14 protein-coding genes are annotated in these 17,367 nt (G+C 58.2%); 10 read left to right on the forward strand and 4 right to left on the reverse strand.

Annotated elements, in window-relative coordinates; all coding sequences use genetic code 11:
* Positions 1 to 125 precede the first annotated feature (125 nt).
* Both ACEN2T_RS11930 and ACEN2T_RS11935 read right to left on the reverse strand, forming a co-directional pair.
* Entirely contained in the window at positions 126 to 914 is a 789-nt protein-coding gene (locus tag ACEN2T_RS11930; RefSeq protein ID WP_032889141.1) for an MlaA family lipoprotein, read from the reverse strand.
* The gene (locus ACEN2T_RS11935) at positions 907 to 2,205 is read right to left on the reverse strand and encodes a serine/threonine protein kinase (protein WP_032889143.1); all 1,299 of its coding nucleotides are present in this window, start codon (positions 2,203 to 2,205) and stop codon (positions 907 to 909) included. Before ACEN2T_RS11935 ends, ACEN2T_RS11930 begins: the two co-directional genes overlap by 8 nt.
* Positions 2,206 to 2,441: 236 nt before the next feature.
* On the opposite strand from ACEN2T_RS11935, the gene ACEN2T_RS11940 reads away from it, so the two are divergent.
* Entirely contained in the window at positions 2,442 to 2,810 is a 369-nt protein-coding gene (locus tag ACEN2T_RS11940) for a hypothetical protein (protein WP_095184252.1), read from the forward strand.
* Positions 2,811 to 2,890: 80 nt separating this feature from the next.
* Here ACEN2T_RS11940 and ACEN2T_RS11945 read toward each other — a convergent pair whose 3' ends face one another.
* The gene (locus ACEN2T_RS11945; RefSeq protein WP_095184253.1) at positions 2,891 to 4,444 is read right to left on the reverse strand and encodes a glycoside hydrolase family 17 protein; all 1,554 of its coding nucleotides are present in this window, start codon (positions 4,442 to 4,444) and stop codon (positions 2,891 to 2,893) included.
* A gap of 332 nt (positions 4,445 to 4,776) precedes the next feature.
* Here ACEN2T_RS11945 and ACEN2T_RS11950 point away from each other — a divergent pair, with 332 nt between their 5' ends.
* The 3 genes from ACEN2T_RS11950 to ACEN2T_RS11960 all read left to right on the forward strand — a co-directional run bounded on the left by ACEN2T_RS11950 (position 4,777) and on the right by ACEN2T_RS11960 (position 7,858).
* Positions 4,777 to 5,628 (forward strand): glycine betaine ABC transporter substrate-binding protein, encoded by an 852-nt coding sequence (locus ACEN2T_RS11950; protein WP_032889150.1) that lies wholly within the window; start codon positions 4,777 to 4,779, stop codon positions 5,626 to 5,628.
* Between the two features lie 263 nt (positions 5,629 to 5,891).
* Positions 5,892 to 6,203, forward strand: coding sequence for a DUF485 domain-containing protein (locus tag ACEN2T_RS11955; protein WP_027607054.1), 312 nt, complete (start codon positions 5,892 to 5,894; stop codon positions 6,201 to 6,203).
* Positions 6,200 to 7,858: a cation acetate symporter gene (locus ACEN2T_RS11960; RefSeq protein ID WP_095184254.1), complete on the forward strand. Its 1,659-nt coding sequence runs from the start codon at positions 6,200 to 6,202 to the stop codon at positions 7,856 to 7,858. Before ACEN2T_RS11955 ends, ACEN2T_RS11960 begins: the two co-directional genes overlap by 4 nt.
* A 240-nt stretch (positions 7,859 to 8,098) precedes the next feature.
* On the opposite strand, the gene gltA is transcribed toward ACEN2T_RS11960, so the two are convergent.
* Positions 8,099 to 9,388: a citrate synthase gene (gltA, locus tag ACEN2T_RS11965; protein WP_032889154.1), complete on the reverse strand. Its 1,290-nt coding sequence runs from the start codon at positions 9,386 to 9,388 to the stop codon at positions 8,099 to 8,101.
* Between the two features lie 364 nt (positions 9,389 to 9,752).
* Between gltA and sdhC the strand changes: the two genes are divergently transcribed.
* From sdhC to odhB, 6 genes are all read left to right on the forward strand, one after another.
* Positions 9,753 to 10,127: a succinate dehydrogenase, cytochrome b556 subunit gene (sdhC, locus tag ACEN2T_RS11970; protein WP_016979564.1), complete on the forward strand. Its 375-nt coding sequence runs from the start codon at positions 9,753 to 9,755 to the stop codon at positions 10,125 to 10,127.
* Positions 10,121 to 10,489, forward strand: a complete 369-nt coding sequence (sdhD, locus tag ACEN2T_RS11975) for a succinate dehydrogenase, hydrophobic membrane anchor protein (RefSeq protein ID WP_032889156.1) — start codon at positions 10,121 to 10,123, stop codon at positions 10,487 to 10,489. Before sdhC ends, sdhD begins: the two co-directional genes overlap by 7 nt.
* A 3-nt stretch (positions 10,490 to 10,492) precedes the next feature.
* Positions 10,493 to 12,265, forward strand: coding sequence for a succinate dehydrogenase flavoprotein subunit (sdhA, locus tag ACEN2T_RS11980; RefSeq protein ID WP_032889157.1), 1,773 nt, complete (start codon positions 10,493 to 10,495; stop codon positions 12,263 to 12,265).
* Between the two features lie 11 nt (positions 12,266 to 12,276).
* Positions 12,277 to 12,981, forward strand: a complete 705-nt coding sequence (locus tag ACEN2T_RS11985) for a succinate dehydrogenase iron-sulfur subunit (RefSeq protein ID WP_003172807.1) — start codon at positions 12,277 to 12,279, stop codon at positions 12,979 to 12,981.
* 261 nt (positions 12,982 to 13,242) lie between these two features.
* Complete coding sequence (locus ACEN2T_RS11990) at positions 13,243 to 16,074, forward strand: 2-oxoglutarate dehydrogenase E1 component (RefSeq protein WP_032889159.1); 2,832 nt, start codon at positions 13,243 to 13,245, stop codon at positions 16,072 to 16,074.
* Positions 16,075 to 16,118: 44 nt separating this feature from the next.
* Complete coding sequence (gene odhB / locus ACEN2T_RS11995) at positions 16,119 to 17,351, forward strand: 2-oxoglutarate dehydrogenase complex dihydrolipoyllysine-residue succinyltransferase (protein WP_442116787.1); 1,233 nt, start codon at positions 16,119 to 16,121, stop codon at positions 17,349 to 17,351.
* Positions 17,352 to 17,367 lie beyond the last annotated feature (16 nt).

Here is a 17,367-nt window from a genome sequence, read left to right on the forward strand (position 1 = left end):
GTTTTTCCCCAGGGATAGTTCCCGGGCAAAGTGTGCGTGCTCTGTGGGAGGTTGCTTGAGTCTGTTGTGCGAAAAAAAAGGCCATCCAGATTGCCTGGATGGCCTTTTAATTAAGCTAGAGGTGATTACTCGGCAATCTGCAACTTGCGCGATTCCGTGTAGATATACCGCACCTTCTCATACTCGAACGGCGAGTTCATCTGACCATAACGGAAGCTGGTCTGATAACGCTTGTCCACCGCGCGCAGGGCCCAGATTTCCGGGTGGTTGGAGCTGACTTCCGAGACGTTCAGGAAGTTGATCTGCGATTCCGCGGTGTAGTCCACCAGCAAGCCGCCGGTGTCGCGCAAGTTCGATGGGCCGAAGATCGGCAGTACCAAATACGCCCCGCCGGGGACGCCGTAGAAGCCTAGGGTCTGGCCGAAGTCTTCGCTCTGGCGCGGTAGGCCCATGGCGGTGGCCGGGTCCCACAGGCCGGCGATGCCGACGGTGGTGTTGAGCAGCAGGCGGCCAGTGGTCTCCAGGGAGCGGTGCCCCTTGAGTTGGAGCAAGCTGTTCAACAGGTTGGGCACGTCGCCCAGGTTGTTGAAGAAGTTGCTCACGCCGGTGCGCAGGAAGCTCGGGGTCACGTATTTGTAGCCGTCGACCACGGGCAGGAACACCCATTGGTCGAAGCGGTAGTTGAAGTGGTACACGCGACGGTTCCACGATTCGAGCGGGTCATACACGTTGAGGGCGTTGACGGACGAGCGTTCAAACTCGCGCTGGTCCAGACCCGGGTTGAATTTAAGTTTGCTTAACGGCTCTTTGAAACCGTCGGAATCCACCACGACCGGCGCGTGAGCCTTGCTGTTGTCGGCATTGGCTACGCCCGCGCACATCAGGGCGGCGAGCAGCAGAAGATATTTAGCCACGGAAGAACTCCAGCATGGCGTCGGCGTTGACGCGGTAATTGAGGTTGCCGCAGTGGCCGCCCAGTGGGTAGACGGTCAAGCGATCGCCGAAGGTTTTACGCAGGAAACCAAGGTCGCCCGGGCCGAGGATTACGTCGTCGGCGTTGTGCATGACGGCGATTTTCGGGCTGGCGTGCAGGTAGTCCTTGAGGGCGTACAGGCTGACCTGGTCAACCAGTTGCAACAGGCTGCCGCCATCGGAACGGGCGCGCCACATCGGGATTACCTGTTCGGTGAGGTAGCAGTCGAAATCGCATTGCAGCGCACGCTTGAGGAACGGCGTGAGGCTGGTGCCTTCGGTGATCGGGTACTTCGGCGGGATGATCAGGCCGCGGCGGTTGATCAGGTCCGAGGTAAAGGCAATGTCGGCCGCCGAGAAGCGGAACGACGTGCCAATCAGCATGGCCATCTGTTCGTTGGTCAAGTGCTGCTTGGATTGCTGGAAGTCGTAGAGCAGGGCGTCGTTGAGGTCGATATAGCCCTTTTGCTGGAAGTAGCGAGTCAGCTTGTTCAGCACCAGTTCATAGAACGTGGTGGTGTTGTTGATGCCCTTGACCTCGGTCTGTACCAGCTTGTCGAGGTTAGTGATCGAGGTATAGAGGTTGACCGGCGGGTTGAGCAGCAGCACTTTCTTGAAGTTGAAGCTGCGGCGGGTCTCGTCCAGTTTGCTGACGAACGCCGCATCCAGCGCACCGAGGCTGTAGCCGGTGAGGTAGAAGTCGGTCACTGGCAGCGAGGCGTTTTGCGCACGCACGGCTTGCATCACGCGGTACATGTCTTCGGCGTCTTCCTGGGTGATCCCAGGTGTGGCGAAGCGCGAGGCGGCACTGATGAAGTCAAAGCTGGTAGGCGACGACAGTTGCACTACGTGATAGCCGGCTTGGTAATACAGTTTTTTCAGGTATTCGTTGATGCTGCTATCGAACCGCGCACCGGTGCCCGCGATCAGGAAGATCAGCGGCGCGGCGCGGTCTTGCTTGGCGATGCGGTAGGTGAGCTTCTTCACCGCCCAGAAGTTGTCCGGCAGGCTGAACTCGCGCTCTGGGCGCATGTTCAGGGTGTAGTCGGACTGGTTGATTTCGCTATCACTCGGCAATGTGGGCCGAAGGTCAGGCGGAGTGGTGGCGATGGTCGCTTCGAACGGGTTGGTCAAAGGGTAGCCATAGCTGGCTTGGTCGATATCGACCGCCAGTGCTGACGCACTCAAAAAAAGGCTGCCCAGTAAGGCAGCACAGCGCAAGGAACGGAGCATGACTTAATCCCTAAGAGGAAACGTGCTTAATGAAGTTCGCAGGCTATGACCACCGCGTTGCCACCGAAGTGCCAGCTCTCGGCACGAAAAGTCGGAAAATAACGTCGGAATCGGGGTAATAGTAGCGAGACGATACACTTTGCCATGCATTAGTGAACACTAATTGTGTGTATGCAGCTTGCTAACGACCGCTGGCGCATTAAGCTGAGCGCCGTTTTTGCCTATCGGAGTGCTCCATGTCCCGCCGCTTGCCCTTGATTCTGCTGCTTATTGCCCTGCCGTTATGGCTGGCTGCCAGTTATGGCGCACGTTACGGCTTTATGGAAGATGGCCAGTGGGTCGGCATCTGTGCCGACGAGGCCAGCCGCTGGGAATGCCAGGTGCGTTCGAACCTGGGCTTGATGATTCACTTTAAGGTGCTGGGCTGGGCCGCACTGGTGACCTCGGTGCTGGCGTTTTTCGTGCCGGGTCGCGTGGGCTGGGGATTGGCAGTGCTGGGGCTGGTGTTCGGGTTCCCGGCCCTGGCGCTGTACAACACCACGTTTGCGGTGTTTGCGGTGGTGATTGCGGGGTTGCGGTTGGTCAGACAGCCGCGGGGCGCCTGATAAGGCCAATCGAGGGCAAACCCCCTCCCACCTTTGGAATGCGTTCTCATGTGGGAGGGGGCTTGCCCCCGATAGCGGTCTTAAGCCTTACGCATCCGCAAGCACCGCCACAAAGCCACAACCATCAACCCACTGACCACCGCCCAACCCCACGCCTGCTGGTTCAGCAAGCCTTCACGGTATAGTTGCGGCGCAATGCCGGCACCGATGATAAAGGTCAAGAGTGCAATCTCCCGGCGTGGCCCGGTCACCGGACGAACCAGATACACCAACGCCGGCAGTAGCAGCGCCGCACTCGGGAAACTGCGGTAGCGTGGGTCAAACACCAGTGCCAGCATCATCACCGCACCGGCAAAGCCGGCGATTGCCACCAGCCAGCCCGCACGCTGTTCCAGCCAATTGAAGGCCCGCTCGCGCCAACCTTCCCGAGTGCTCAATGCCAGTGCTGCATGAGCCAATACCAGCAAGTTGAGCGTCATCAACAACGCCGCCCACACCCACTCATCATTAAATCGCGCAGTCACGCGGGTCAGTTCGGCCCAGGTTCCGATAGAGCAGGCCGCCACTGCGCCGAGCAGCGGCAGGGCCATGGCGGCGCGACTGCTGCGAACGCGACCACCGAGCACCAACGTCCCGAGCAGGATGACACCACCCACCCCCAACCACAGCGGCCAGTACGGCACGTTAGTCACCGGCCCGGCGAGGATGCCCTTTTCCTGGCGATCAGCATCGAACAAGCCCCAGTAGCCGCCTACCGCACCTTCGCTGGCACGTTTCCACGGCTGGTCAAACGCTTCGATCAGGTTGTAGCGCCAGCCATTGGCTTCGGCCATCGCCACAAAACCACGCATGAACTTGGCTTCATTGACTCGGCTCGGCACGGCTGTTTCACGCTGGCGACCCTCGCTGGGCCAGCCGGTTTCGCCGATCAGCACGTCCTTGGGCGCGAACTTGTTGCCGAAGGTCTGGCGCACATCGCCCACGTGCTTGAGGGCCTGGTCGATGCTCGAAGGATCATCTTCCCAATAGGGCAGTAGGTGAATGGTCAGGAAATCCACCGCCGGGGCGATTTCCGGGTGTTGCAGCCAGAACTCCCAGACATCGGCGTAAGTGACCGGTTGTTTGATCTGGCTTTTGACTGTCTGGATCAGTTTCACCAACTGCGCGGCGGTGACTTCCTTGCGCAACAGCGCTTCGTTGCCGACGATTACCGAGGTCACCACGTCCGGGTTGGCGTTTGCCGCTGCGATCAACTCGTCGATTTCTTTTTCGGTGGCCACCGGATCACTGCTGACCCAAGCGCCGGCCATCACCTTGAGGCCATGTTTGCGCGCCATGCCTGGCAGGGCTTCCAGGCCGGTCATGGAGTAAGTGCGGATGCATTCGAATCGGGTGGCCAGTAGGGCCAGGTCGGCGTCCATCCGCTCGGGGCGTAGTTTGAACGGCTGGTCGAACGGGGATTGGTCTTTGTCGAACGGCGTGTAGGACGCGCATTGCAGTTTATGGCTGGCACTGGCGACATCCGGCAACACCACCGGACGGCCGAGGCCATACCAATAGCCGACCAGGGCCAGCAGGCCGAGGATCAGGGCGAAGAAATAGGGCAGGGCAGGGAAGCGGGCGGTCGCGGGCATGGTCGGCTTATCTGGGGGAGCAAAGGCGCGCATCTTACCCGGATTTGCCCTCTCCCAGTGGGGCTGCATAATTTTGACATGCAAAGTTCGGGCGGAATATTGACGCCATGTTCCAGGAAACGTCCTGCTGGCGATGTGATGTCGTTTCTTGCTTGCATAAGGTCGCTGACAGAGCAGGTCGACGGCTTCTGCGGGTTGATGATCAGGGTGTCAGTACTCAACTGATGTCGCGGCCACCGGATCGATGCGCGTGAACGGGGCGCGGTGCACTACATAACAACAGGTTGACGTCGCTCGGCATCCGTCGAGCGCAGCACTTTCGGGGAAGTACGATGAAGATGCGACGACTCTTGGGCGCAGCTGCCACTCTGGTAGTTGCGATGAGCTCCACACTGGCCAGCGCCGACAGCAAAACCCTGAGCATCGGCTACGTTGATGGTTGGTCGGACAGTGTTGCCACCACCCACGTGGCGGCAGAAGTGATCAAACAGAAGCTCGGTTATGACGTGAAACTGCAGGCGGTTGCCACCGGCATCATGTGGCAGGGCGTGGCGACCGGCAAACTCGATGCCATGCTTTCCGCCTGGCTGCCCGTGACTCACGGTGAATACTGGACCAAGAACAAGGACAAGGTGGTCGATTACGGCCCCAACTTCAAGGATGCGAAAATCGGCCTGATCGTGCCGGAGTACGTCAAGGCCAAGTCCATCGAAGACCTCAAGACCGACACCACCTTCAAGAACAAAATCGTTGGTATCGACGCCGGTTCAGGCGTGATGCTCAAGACCGACGAAGCGATCAAGGCCTACGGTCTGGACTACAAACTGCAGGCCAGCTCGGGCGCAGCAATGATCGCCGAACTGACCCGTGCCGAAGACAAACAGGAATCCATTGCGGTCACCGGTTGGGTGCCACACTGGATGTTCGCCAAGTGGAAACTGCGTTTCCTGGAAGATCCAAAAGGGATTTATGGTGCTGCTGAAACCGTCAACAGCATCGGTAGCAAGGGCCTGGAGAAGAAAGCGCCGGAAGTCGCGGCCTTCCTGAAGAAATTCCAGTGGGCCTCCAAGGACGAAATCGGCGAAGTCATGTTGGCTATCCAAGAAGGTGCCAAGCCTGATGCAGCGGCCAAGGACTGGGTCGCCAAGCACCCTGAGCGTGTAGCCGAGTGGACCGGTAAATAACCCCCCCCATGCCTTGATACAACCCCAGTGGGAGGGGGCTTGCTCCCGATTGCGGTGTGTCAGTCGTCAATGTTCTGACTGGCTCACCGCGATCGGGAGCGAGCCCTCTCCCACATTATTTTCGTCATCCGCAAATGTTTCTTTGCCCTCCCAATCCCTCGCTACACTTCCTCTAATACTAAGGTCGTCTGGAACCTGTTCCGCAGCCGCATACAGTGGCTATGTTCCAATAATAAAAAAGCTGTGCTGCGAGGATAAAAACAATGAACGACAGCATTTACCTCTCGATTCAAAACAGCCCTCGTTTCAAGGAGCTGGTGAGAAAAAGGGAAAGGTTCGCCTGGATTCTCTCGGCGATCATGCTAGGGCTTTACTCCGGATTCATCCTGTTGATCGCCTACGGGCCACAAGTGCTAGGGGCCAAACTGAGCCCTGGTTCATCTATTACGTGGGGTATCCCTATTGGGGTCGGGCTGATTGTCTCGGCCTTTGTCCTCACCGGCATCTACGTACGACGCGCCAACGGCGAATTCGACGACCTGAACAATGCGATTCTCAAGGAGGCTGCGCAATGATCCGTCGTCTATTGGCTGTATTCGGCGCTTCGGTCTTCGCGCCCGCTGTGTGGGCGGCGGATGCATTGACCGGTGAAGTGCACAAACAACCGCTGAATATCGCAGCGATCCTTATGTTCGTGGCCTTTGTCGGCGCGACGTTGTGCATCACCTACTGGGCGTCCAAGCGCAACAACTCGGCGGCCGACTATTACGCGGCCGGCGGCAAGATCACCGGTTTCCAGAATGGCCTGGCGATTGCCGGCGACTATATGTCGGCCGCGTCCTTCCTGGGTATTTCCGCGCTGGTGTTCACCTCTGGCTACGATGGCCTGATCTACTCGATCGGCTTCCTGGTGGGCTGGCCGATCATTCTGTTCCTGATCGCCGAGCGCCTGCGTAACCTGGGCAAGTACACCTTTGCTGACGTAGCGTCCTACCGCCTCGGCCAAACCCAGATCCGCAGCCTGTCGGCCTGTGGCTCCCTGGTGGTGGTGGCGTTTTACCTGATCGCTCAGATGGTGGGTGCGGGCAAGCTGATCCAACTGCTGTTCGGTCTGGACTACCACGTCGCGGTGATCCTGGTCGGTATCCTGATGTGCATGTACGTGCTGTTTGGCGGCATGTTGGCGACGACTTGGGTACAGATCATCAAGGCAGTGCTGCTGCTGTCCGGTGCCTCGTTCATGGCGCTGATGGTGATGAAGCACGTCAACTTCGACTTCAACATGCTGTTCTCCGAGGCAATCAAGGTTCACCCTAAAGGTGAAGCGATCATGAGCCCCGGCGGCCTGGTGAAGGACCCGATCTCCGCGTTCTCCCTTGGCTTGGCACTGATGTTCGGTACCGCCGGCCTGCCGCACATCCTGATGCGCTTCTTCACCGTAAGCGACGCCAAGGAAGCGCGTAAGAGCGTGCTGTATGCCACTGGCTTCATCGGCTACTTCTATATCCTGACCTTTATCATCGGCTTCGGCGCGATCCTGCTGGTCAGCACCAACCCGGCGTTCAAGGATGCTGCAGGCGCTCTGTTGGGCGGTAACAACATGGCGGCGGTGCACCTGGCTAACGCGGTGGGCGGCAGTATCTTCCTGGGCTTTATCTCGGCCGTGGCCTTCGCCACCATCCTCGCGGTAGTGGCCGGCTTGACCCTGGCCGGTGCTTCGGCGGTTTCCCATGACCTGTACGCCAGCGTGATCAAGAAAGGCAAGGCCAACGAAAAGGATGAGATTCGCGTGTCGAAGATCACCACCATCGCCCTCGCAGTGTTGGCGATCGGCCTGGGCATCCTGTTCGAAAGCCAGAACATTGCGTTCATGGTCGGCCTGGCGTTCTCGATTGCGGCCAGCTGTAACTTCCCGGTGTTGCTGCTTTCCATGTACTGGAAAAACCTCACCACCCGTGGCGCCATGATCGGTGGCTGGTTGGGCTTGATCAGCGCCGTTGGCCTGATGGTGCTGGGTCCGACCATCTGGGTCTCGATCCTGCATCATGAAAAAGCCATCTTCCCGTACGAATACCCCGCGCTGTTCTCGATGATCATCGCGTTTGTGGGTATCTGGTTCTTCTCCATCACCGACAAGTCGGCGGCGGCAGAGAAAGAGCGTGCGCTGTACTTCCCGCAGTTTGTGCGTTCGCAGACTGGTCTGGGGGCGAGTGGGGCGGTTAACCACTAAGGTTGAAGCTGGATAAGGAAATGCCCCGGTCGAAAGGCCGGGGCATTTTTTTGTCTGGAGGTTATGAGGTGCTTGTGCCAATGCCATCGGGGCAAGCCTCCTCCTGCAGTTAACCGAGTGCATCATTTGGAATGCACTTCAATGTGGGAGGTGGCTTGCCCCTGATGGTGGTAGATCAGTCGACACAAATAAAAACGGCCTCCACTGAGGGAGGCCGTTTTCGGTGCTGCTAAAAGGTGCTTACTTGCGATCTTCCAGCTTGGAGATGTCACGCGACTCGTAGCCGGTGTACAGCTGGCGCGGACGGCCAATCTTGTACGGGCTGGAGAGCATTTCTTTCCAGTGGGAGATCCAGCCCACGGTGCGGGCCAGGGCGAAGATTACGGTGAACATGCTGGTTGGAATGCCGATCGCCTTGAGGATGATCCCCGAGTAGAAGTCAACGTTCGGGTACAGCGAGCGTTCGATGAAGTATGGGTCGGTCAGGGCGATCTCTTCCAGGCGCATGGCCAGTTCGAGTTGCGGATCGTTCTTGATGCCCAGTTCCTTCAATACTTCGTCGCAGGTCTGCTTCATCACGGTGGCGCGCGGGTCGCGGTTCTTGTAGACCCGGTGACCGAAGCCCATCAACTTGAACGGATCGTTCTTGTCTTTGGCCTTGGCGATGAACTTGTCGATGTTGGACACATCGCCGATTTCATCGAGCATGGTCAATACGGCTTCGTTCGCACCGCCGTGGGCAGGGCCCCACAGTGCGGCGATACCGGCGGCGATACAGGCGAACGGGTTGGCACCCGAAGAGCCTGCCAGGCGTACGGTGGACGTCGAGGCGTTTTGCTCGTGGTCGGCGTGGAGGATGAAGATCCGGTCCATGGCCTTGGCGAGTACCGGGCTGATCGGTTTGATCTCGCACGGGGTGTTGAACATCATGTGCAGGAAGTTTTCCGCGTACGTCAGGTCGTTGCGCGGGTACATCATGGGTTGACCCATCGAGTACTTGTAAACCATTGCGGCCAGAGTCGGCATCTTGGCAACCAGGCGGATCGCGGAGATTTCGCGATGCTGCGGGTTATTGATGTCGAGGGAGTCATGATAGAAGGCTGACAGAGCGCCAACCACACCGCACATGACGGCCATCGGATGGGCGTCGCGACGGAAGCCGTTGAAGAAGGTCTTCAACTGCTCGTGAACCATGGTGTGGTTCTTTACAGTGCTGACGAACTGGGCTTTTTGCTCGGCTGTTGGCAGTTCGCCATTTAGCAGCAGGTAGCAGGTTTCCAGGTAGTCCGACTTTTCAGCCAGTTGCTCGATCGGGTAGCCCCGATGCAGCAGAATGCCATTGTCGCCGTCGATATAGGTGATCTTCGACTCGCAAGAGGCGGTCGACATGAAGCCTGGGTCGAAAGTGAAACGGCCCGTGGCCGTCAGGCCCCGTACGTCGATAACATCGGGACCAACGGTGCCGGTTAAAATGGGCAGCTCGACGGGGGCTGCGCCCTCGATGATCAACTGCGCTTTTTTGTCAGCCATGTGGCCTCCTATTTATGCTTCAAATCATCAGACAGACCCCCCACGCAGGGCCCGCACCACTATAGTGAGATAAATTCAGATGTCAATTTGCCTAAAGTCTTGCTCCAGAAGGCTTTAACCGTACTTTTTCCTCGAAATTGACTGCCGTTTACGCCTTTTATCTCGCCAGCGCAATCCGCTATTAGGGTGAGGAGCGCGCGTTGTCATTAGTAACCTAACTGTCTATACTCGGCCACCGACCGCCAAGGGCTTTTGGGCTTGCTTTCATTGGGGGTCGCACTCCCTGGGTGGTGCTTACCTGACCAGTGCACTCCCCAACAACTTTGCCCTGATTGTTAGGGGCTCTTCAGTGTGAAAAAAAGCCGTGAATAGCCAACGACCTGTAAACCTAGACCTAAGGACCATCAAACTCCCCATCACCGGCGTTACGTCGTTCCTGCACCGTGTTTCCGGCATCATCCTGTTCCTGGGCTTGGGCATCATGCTTTATGCATTGAGCAAATCCCTGGGTTCCGAGGAAGGTTACGCCGAGGTGAAGGCATGCTTGACCAGCCCGCTGGCCAAGTTCGTAGCATGGGGCCTCCTGTCCGCTCTGCTTTATCACCTGGTAGCCGGTGTGCGCCACTTGATCATGGATGCGGGTATCGGTGAGACGCTGGAAGGCGGCCGCCTGGGCTCGAAAATCATCATCGCCATTTCCGTGGTGCTGATCGTTCTGGCAGGAGTTTGGATATGGTAACCAGCGTTACGAACCTTTCGCGTTCAGGCCTCTATGACTGGATGGCACAACGTGTGTCTGCGGTCGTTCTCGCGGCTTATTTCATTTTCCTGATCGGATACCTCGTCGCAAATCCGGGCATCGGCTATGAGCAATGGCACGGCCTGTTTTCCCACAATGCGATGCGAATCTTCAGCCTGCTGGCCCTTGTAGCCCTGGGCGCTCACGCCTGGGTTGGCATGTGGACCATTGCGACTGACTACTTGACGCCTATGGCGCTGGGCAAGTCCGCAACCGCAGTCCGTTTCCTCTTCCAGGCAGTATGCGGCATTGCGATGTTCGCTTACTTCGTCTGGGGTGTGCAGATTCTTTGGGGTATCTGATTCATGGCTAACATTCCAACTATTTCCTTCGACGCCATCATTATTGGTGGCGGCGGTGCTGGCATGCGCGCAGCGCTGCAGCTGGCCCAGGGTGGTCACAAGACTGCCGTGATCACCAAGGTGTTCCCGACCCGCTCCCACACCGTATCGGCCCAGGGTGGCATCACCTGCGCCATCGCTTCCGCCGATCCGAACGATGACTGGCGCTGGCACATGTACGATACCGTCAAGGGTTCCGACTACATCGGTGACCAGGACGCTATCGAATACATGTGTCAGGAAGGTCCGGCTGCGGTGTTCGAGCTGGACCACATGGGCCTGCCGTTTTCCCGTACCGAGCAAGGTCGTATCTACCAGCGTCCATTCGGCGGTCAGTCGAAGGATTACGGTAAAGGTGGCCAAGCTGCCCGTACTTGCGCTGCGTCCGACCGTACCGGTCATGCGCTGCTGCACACCCTTTATCAGGGCAACCTGAAAGCTGGCACCACGTTCCTGAACGAGTACTACGCGGTTGATCTGGTGAAGAACGCCGACGGTGCATTTGTTGGTGTTATCGCCATCTGCATCGAGACCGGTGAAACCACCTACATCCGTGCCAAGGCTACTGTTCTGGCAACTGGCGGTGCAGGCCGTATCTACGCGTCGACCACTAATGCCCTGATCAACACCGGTGACGGCGTTGGCATGGCACTGCGTGCTGGCGTGCCGGTGCAAGACATCGAAATGTGGCAGTTCCACCCGACCGGCATCGCCGGCGCCGGTGTACTGGTGACTGAAGGTTGCCGTGGTGAAGGTGGTTACCTGATCAACAAGCACGGCGAGCGTTTCATGGAGCGTTATGCTCCGAACGCGAAAGACCTCGCGGGTCGTGACGTTGTAGCTCGCTCCATGGTTAAAGAGATCATCGCCGGTAACGGCTGTGGCCCGAATGGCGACCACGTTCTGCTGAAGCTCGATCACCTGGGGGAAGAAGTACTGCACAGCCGCCTGCCGGGTATCTGTGAACTGTCCAAGACCTTTGCCCACGTTGACCCAGTGGTTGCTCCGGTTCCGGTTGTTCCAACCTGCCACTACATGATGGGCGGTGTTCCGACCAACATTCATGGCCAGGCGATCACCCAGAACGCCGACGGCGTTGACGAGATCATCCACGGTCTGTTCGCAGTAGGCGAAGTGGCTTGCGTATCGGTACACGGTGCCAACCGTCTGGGCGGCAACTCGCTGCTCGACTTGGTGGTATTCGGTCGCGCGGCCGGCCTGCACCTGGAAAAAGCGCTGACCGACGGCATCGAATACGATGACGCTACCGACGCTAACATCGAGGCTGCCTTGGCCCGCCTGAACGCTCTGAACGAGCGCACTGATGGCGAAGACGTGGCAACTCTGCGTCGTGAGCTGCAAAGCTGCATGCAGAACTACTTCGGCGTATTCCGTACCGGCGAATACATGCAGAAGGGTATTGCCCAGCTGGCCGATCTGCGCAAGCGCATCGCCAACGTCAAGATCAACGATAAGAGCCAGGCGTTCAACACCGCTCGTATCGAAGCCCTTGAACTGCAAAACCTGCTGGAAGTGGCTGAAGCGACTGCGATCGCCGCCGAGGTTCGTAAAGAATCCCGTGGTGCTCACGCTCGTGAAGACTTTGAAGACCGCGATGACGAAAACTGGTTGTGCCACACCCTGTACTTCCCGGGTGACAAGCGCGTAACCAAGCGTGCCGTGAACTTCTCGCCGAAGACGGTTCCGACGTTTGAACCGAAGATTCGGACTTACTAAGGGTGGCTGCCATGTTGAAAGTCAGTGTTTATCGCTACAACCCTGATCAGGACGCTGCGCCGTTCATGCAGGAGTTCCAGGTCGATACCGGTGGTAAAGACCTGATGGTGCTGGATGTATTGGCACTGATCAAAGAGCAGGACGAGGGTTTCTCCTATCGTCGCTCTTGCCGTGAAGGTGTTTGCGGTTCCGACGGCATGAACATCAACGGCAAAAACGGCCTGGCGTGCATCACGCCGCTGTCCGCCGTTGTTAAAGGCAACAAGCTGATCGTTCGTCCTCTACCAGGTTTGCCGGTTATCCGTGACCTAGTCGTCGATATGAGCATCTTCTACAAGCAATACGAGAAAGTTAAGCCGTTCCTGCAGAACGACACGCCGGCTCCGGCCATCGAGCGTCTGCAGTCCCCTGAAGAGCGTGAAAAGCTCGACGGTCTGTACGAGTGCATCCTGTGCGCCTGCTGCTCGACCTCGTGCCCGTCCTTCTGGTGGAACCCGGACAAGTTCCTGGGGCCAGCTGCCCTGCTGCAAGCGTACCGCTTCCTGGCAGACAGCCGTGACACCAAGACATCCGAGCGTCTGGCTTCGCTGGATGACCCGTTCAGCGTATTCCGCTGCCGCGGGATCATGAACTGCGTCAACGTATGTCCCAAAGGCCTGAACCCGACTAAGGCCATTGGTCACATCCGTAACATGCTGCTCCAAAGCGGCGTGTAACTGACGTTGTAACAAAGCAGGACCGTTGTGCCCGTAAATGCTGCGGCGCAGGCTTCAACCGGCGCCGTAGTTTTAACTTGAGCAGCGACTTACAAAGCCGCGGCTCTTATTTTGAAGAAATGAGACAAGCAGGGGCATTCGGGTTGGTACCCGAACTATCAGCGTGATCCTAAGTGGCTTGTTTTGGTCGCTGCACTTGGCCTTTTGCAAGCAAACTCGGTGTTTCCGCCGGTGGTGTCCCCAAATCGAGGGTGACCAAGCATGCAAGAAAGCGTGATGCAGCGCATGTGGAACAGCGGCTATCTTTCAGGTGGTAACGCTGCCTATGTGGAAGAGCTTTATGAGCTCTACCTGCACGACCCTAACGCTGTGCCAGAAGAATGGCGCACCAAATTTCAGACGTTGTCTTCAGACGGCAACGCTGCCACCGATGTATCGCACGCAACGATTCGCGATCAGTTTGTGCTGCTGGCAAAGAACCAGCGCCGCGCCCAACCGGTTTCCGCCGGTAGCGTGAGCAGTGAGCATGAGAAGAAGCAAGTTGAAGTACTGCGACTGATCCAGGCCTACCGGATGCGTGGCCACCAGGCGGCCCAGCTTGACCCGCTGGGGCTCTGGCAGCGTCCTGCACCTGCTGACCTGTCGATCAATCATTACGGCTTGACCAATGCCGATCTTGATACGACCTTCCGTGCCGGCGACCTGTTCATCGGCAAAGAGGAAGCGAGCCTACGCGAAATTCACGAAGCGTTGCAGCAGACATATTGCCGCACCATCGGCGCTGAGTTCACGCACATCACCGATTCCGAGCAACGCCACTGGTTCCAGCATCGCCTGGAAGGTGTGCGTGGCCGTCCGGTGCTGTCCGCCGACGTTCGCAGCCACCTGCTTGAGCGCGTGACCGCAGCTGAAGGTTTGGAAAAATACCTGGGCACCAAATACCCAGGCACCAAGCGTTTTGGCCTGGAGGGCGGCGAAAGCCTGATCCCGATGCTCGACGAGCTGATCCAGCGTTCCGGTTCCTACGGTACCAAGGAAATCGTGATCGGCATGGCTCACCGTGGTCGCCTGAACGTGTTGGTCAACACCTTCGGCAAGAACCCGCGTGAACTGTTCGACGAGTTCGAAGGCAAGAAGAAGGTCGAGCTGGGTTCCGGTGACGTTAAATATCACCAGGGCTTCTCGTCCAACGTCATGACCACAGGCGGCGAAGTTCACCTGGCCATGGCCTTCAACCCATCCCACCTGGAAATCGTTTCTCCAGTGGTCGAGGGTTCGGTCCGTGCTCGTCAGGATCGTCGTAACGACACCACCGGTGAAAAGGTTCTGCCGATTTCCATCCACGGTGACGCGGCATTCGCCGGTCAGGGCGTGGTACTGGAAACGTTCCAGATGTCGCAGACTCGCGGCTTCAAGACTGGCGGTACCGTTCACATCGTCATCAACAACCAGGTTGGCTTCACCATCAGCAACCCACTGGATGCGCGCTCCACCGAGTACGCCACCGACGTTGCCAAGATGATTCAGGCGCCGATCCTCCATGTGAATGGTGATGATCCGGAAGCTGTGCTGTTCGTGACCCAACTGGCCGTCGACTATCGCATGCAGTTCAAGCGTGACGTGGTGATCGACCTGGTTTGCTACCGCCGTCGCGGTCACAACGAAGCTGACGAACCAAGCGGCACCCAGCCGTTGATGTACCAGCAGATCACCAAGCAGCGCACCACACGTGAGCTGTATGCCGAAAGCCTGACGAAGGCCGGTATTGTTGATGATGCGCGTGTTCAGGCGAAGATCGATGAATACCGCAACGCGCTGGACAATGGTCTGCACGTAGTAAAAAGCCTGGTCAAAGAGCCGAACAAAGAGCTGTTCGTTGACTGGCGTCCGTACTTGGGTCACACCTGGACGGCGCGTCACGACACCTCGTTCGATCTGAAGACCCTGCAGGAACTGTCCGCCAAGCTGCTGGAGATCCCGGATGGCTTCGTGGTGCAGCGCCAGGTTGCGAAGATCTACGAAGACCGTCAGAAGATGCAAGCCGGCGGCCTGCCGATCAACTGGGGCTATGCCGAAACCATGGCGTACGCGACCCTGGCGTTTGAAGGTCACCCGATCCGCATGACCGGCCAGGACATCGGCCGTGGTACGTTCTCGCACCGTCACGCGGTATTGCACAACCAGAAAGACGCGGGCACCTACATCCCGTTGCAGAACCTGTACGAAGGCCAGCCGCGTTTCGACCTGTACGATTCGTTCCTGTCCGAAGAAGCCGTACTGGCGTTCGAATACGGTTACTCGACGACCACGCCGCAGGCGCTGGTGATCTGGGAAGCCCAGTTCGGCGACTTCGCCAACGGTGCCCAGGTGGTTATCGACCAGTTCATCACCAGCGGCGAGCACAAGTGGGGCCGTCTGTGCGGTCTGACCATGCTGCTGCCACACGGTTATGAAGGTCAGGGTCCGGAGCACTCCTCGGCCCGTCTGGAGCGTTACCTGCAGCTGTGCGCCGAGCACAACATCCAGGTGTGCGTGCCGACTACTCCGGCGCAGATCTACCACTTGCTGCGTCGTCAGGTGATCCGTCCGCTGCGCAAGCCGCTGGTAGTGCTGACCCCGAAATCGCTGCTGCGTCACAAATTGGCCATCTCTACCCTGGAAGATCTGGCGGATGGTTCGTTCCAGACCGTGATTCCAGAGATCGATACGCTGGACGCGGCCAAGGTCACTCGCCTGATCCTGTGCAGCGGCAAGGTCTACTACGACCTGCTGGAAAAACGTCGTGCCGAGGGCCGCGAAGACATCGCCATCGTACGTATCGAACAGCTTTACCCGTTCCCGGAAGATGACCTCATGGAGATCATCGCGCCTTACACCAACCTCACTAATGTTGTGTGGTGTCAGGAAGAACCGATGAACCAAGGCGCTTGGTACAGCAGCCAGCATCACCTGCGTCGCAGTATCGGCAACCACAACAAGGCCTTGGGCCTGGAGTACGCCGGTCGTGATGCTTCTGCTGCACCTGCTTGTGGTTATGCGTCGATGCACGCCGAGCAGCAGGAAAAACTGCTGCAAGATGCTTTCACTGTTTAACGCCTTCGCGCTGACTGAAACCGAATTTTAAGGACCCACAGATAATGGCTATCGAAATCAAAGCCCCGTCATTCCCGGAATCGGTTGCCGATGGCACCGTTGCCACTTGGCACAAGAAACCAGGCGACGCTGTAAAGCGTGACGACCTGATCGTCGACATCGAGACCGACAAAGTCGTTCTGGAAGTGTTGGCCGAAGCTGACGGCGTACTGGGCGCAATCGTTGCCGAAGAGGGCGCTACCGTTCTGTCGAACCAGGTACTGGGCTCGATCGAAGAAGGCAGCGCTGCCGCTGCTCCTGCTGCCGCTGCTGCCGCTGCTGTACCGGCCGCTGCCTCGGCACCTGCTGCCGCTCCGGCTGCGGGTGGTGAAGATCCAATCGCTGCACCGGCTGCGCGTCAGCTGGCTGAAGAAAACGGTATCAACCTGGCTTCCATCAAAGGCACCGGTAAAGACGGCCGTGTGACCAAGGAAGATGTGGTTGCTGCTGTTGAAGCCAAGAAAAACGCTCCTGCTGCTGCGCCTGCCAAGGCTGCTGCCCCGGCTGCCGCTGCTCCTGTGTTCGCTGCTGGCGACCGCACCGAGAAGCGTGTGCCGATGACCCGCGTTCGTGCCACCGTGGCCAAGCGCCTGGTTGAAGCACAGTCGAACATGGCGATGCTGACTACTTTCAACGAAGTCGACATGACCGAAGTCATGGCCCTGCGTTCGAAGTACAAGGATCTGTTCGAGAAGTCCCACAACGGCGTGCGCCTGGGTTTCATGTCGTTCTTCGTGAAAGCGGCCACCGAAGCGCTGAAACGCTTCCCGGCAGTCAACGCTTCCATCGACGGCGGCGACATCGTTTACCACGGCTATGCAGACGTCGGCGTTGCCGTGTCCAGCGACCGTGGCCTGGTGGTTCCGGTCCTGCGTAACGCCGAGCTGATGAGCCTGGCCGAAATCGAAGGCGGCATCGCCGGCTTCGGCAAGAAAGCCCGTGACGGCAAGCTGACCATCGACGAGATGACCGGTGGTACCTTCACCATCACCAACGGTGGTACCTTCGGTTCGATGATGTCGACCCCGATCGTCAACCCGCCACAAGCCGCGATCCTGGGCATGCACAACATCATCCAGCGTCCGATGGCGATCAACGGCCAAGTCGTGATCCGCCCAATGATGTACCTGGCACTGTCTTACGATCACCGTCTGATCGATGGTAAAGAAGCCGTGACTTTCCTGGTGACCATCAAGAACCTGCTGGAAGACCCGGCTCGTCTGCTGCTGGATATCTGATAGAAGCAGCTGCAGG

The organism is Pseudomonas sp. W22_MBD1_FP4 (genome assembly GCF_052113765.1).
Lineage (GTDB): Bacteria > Pseudomonadota > Gammaproteobacteria > Pseudomonadales > Pseudomonadaceae > Aquipseudomonas > Aquipseudomonas sivasensis.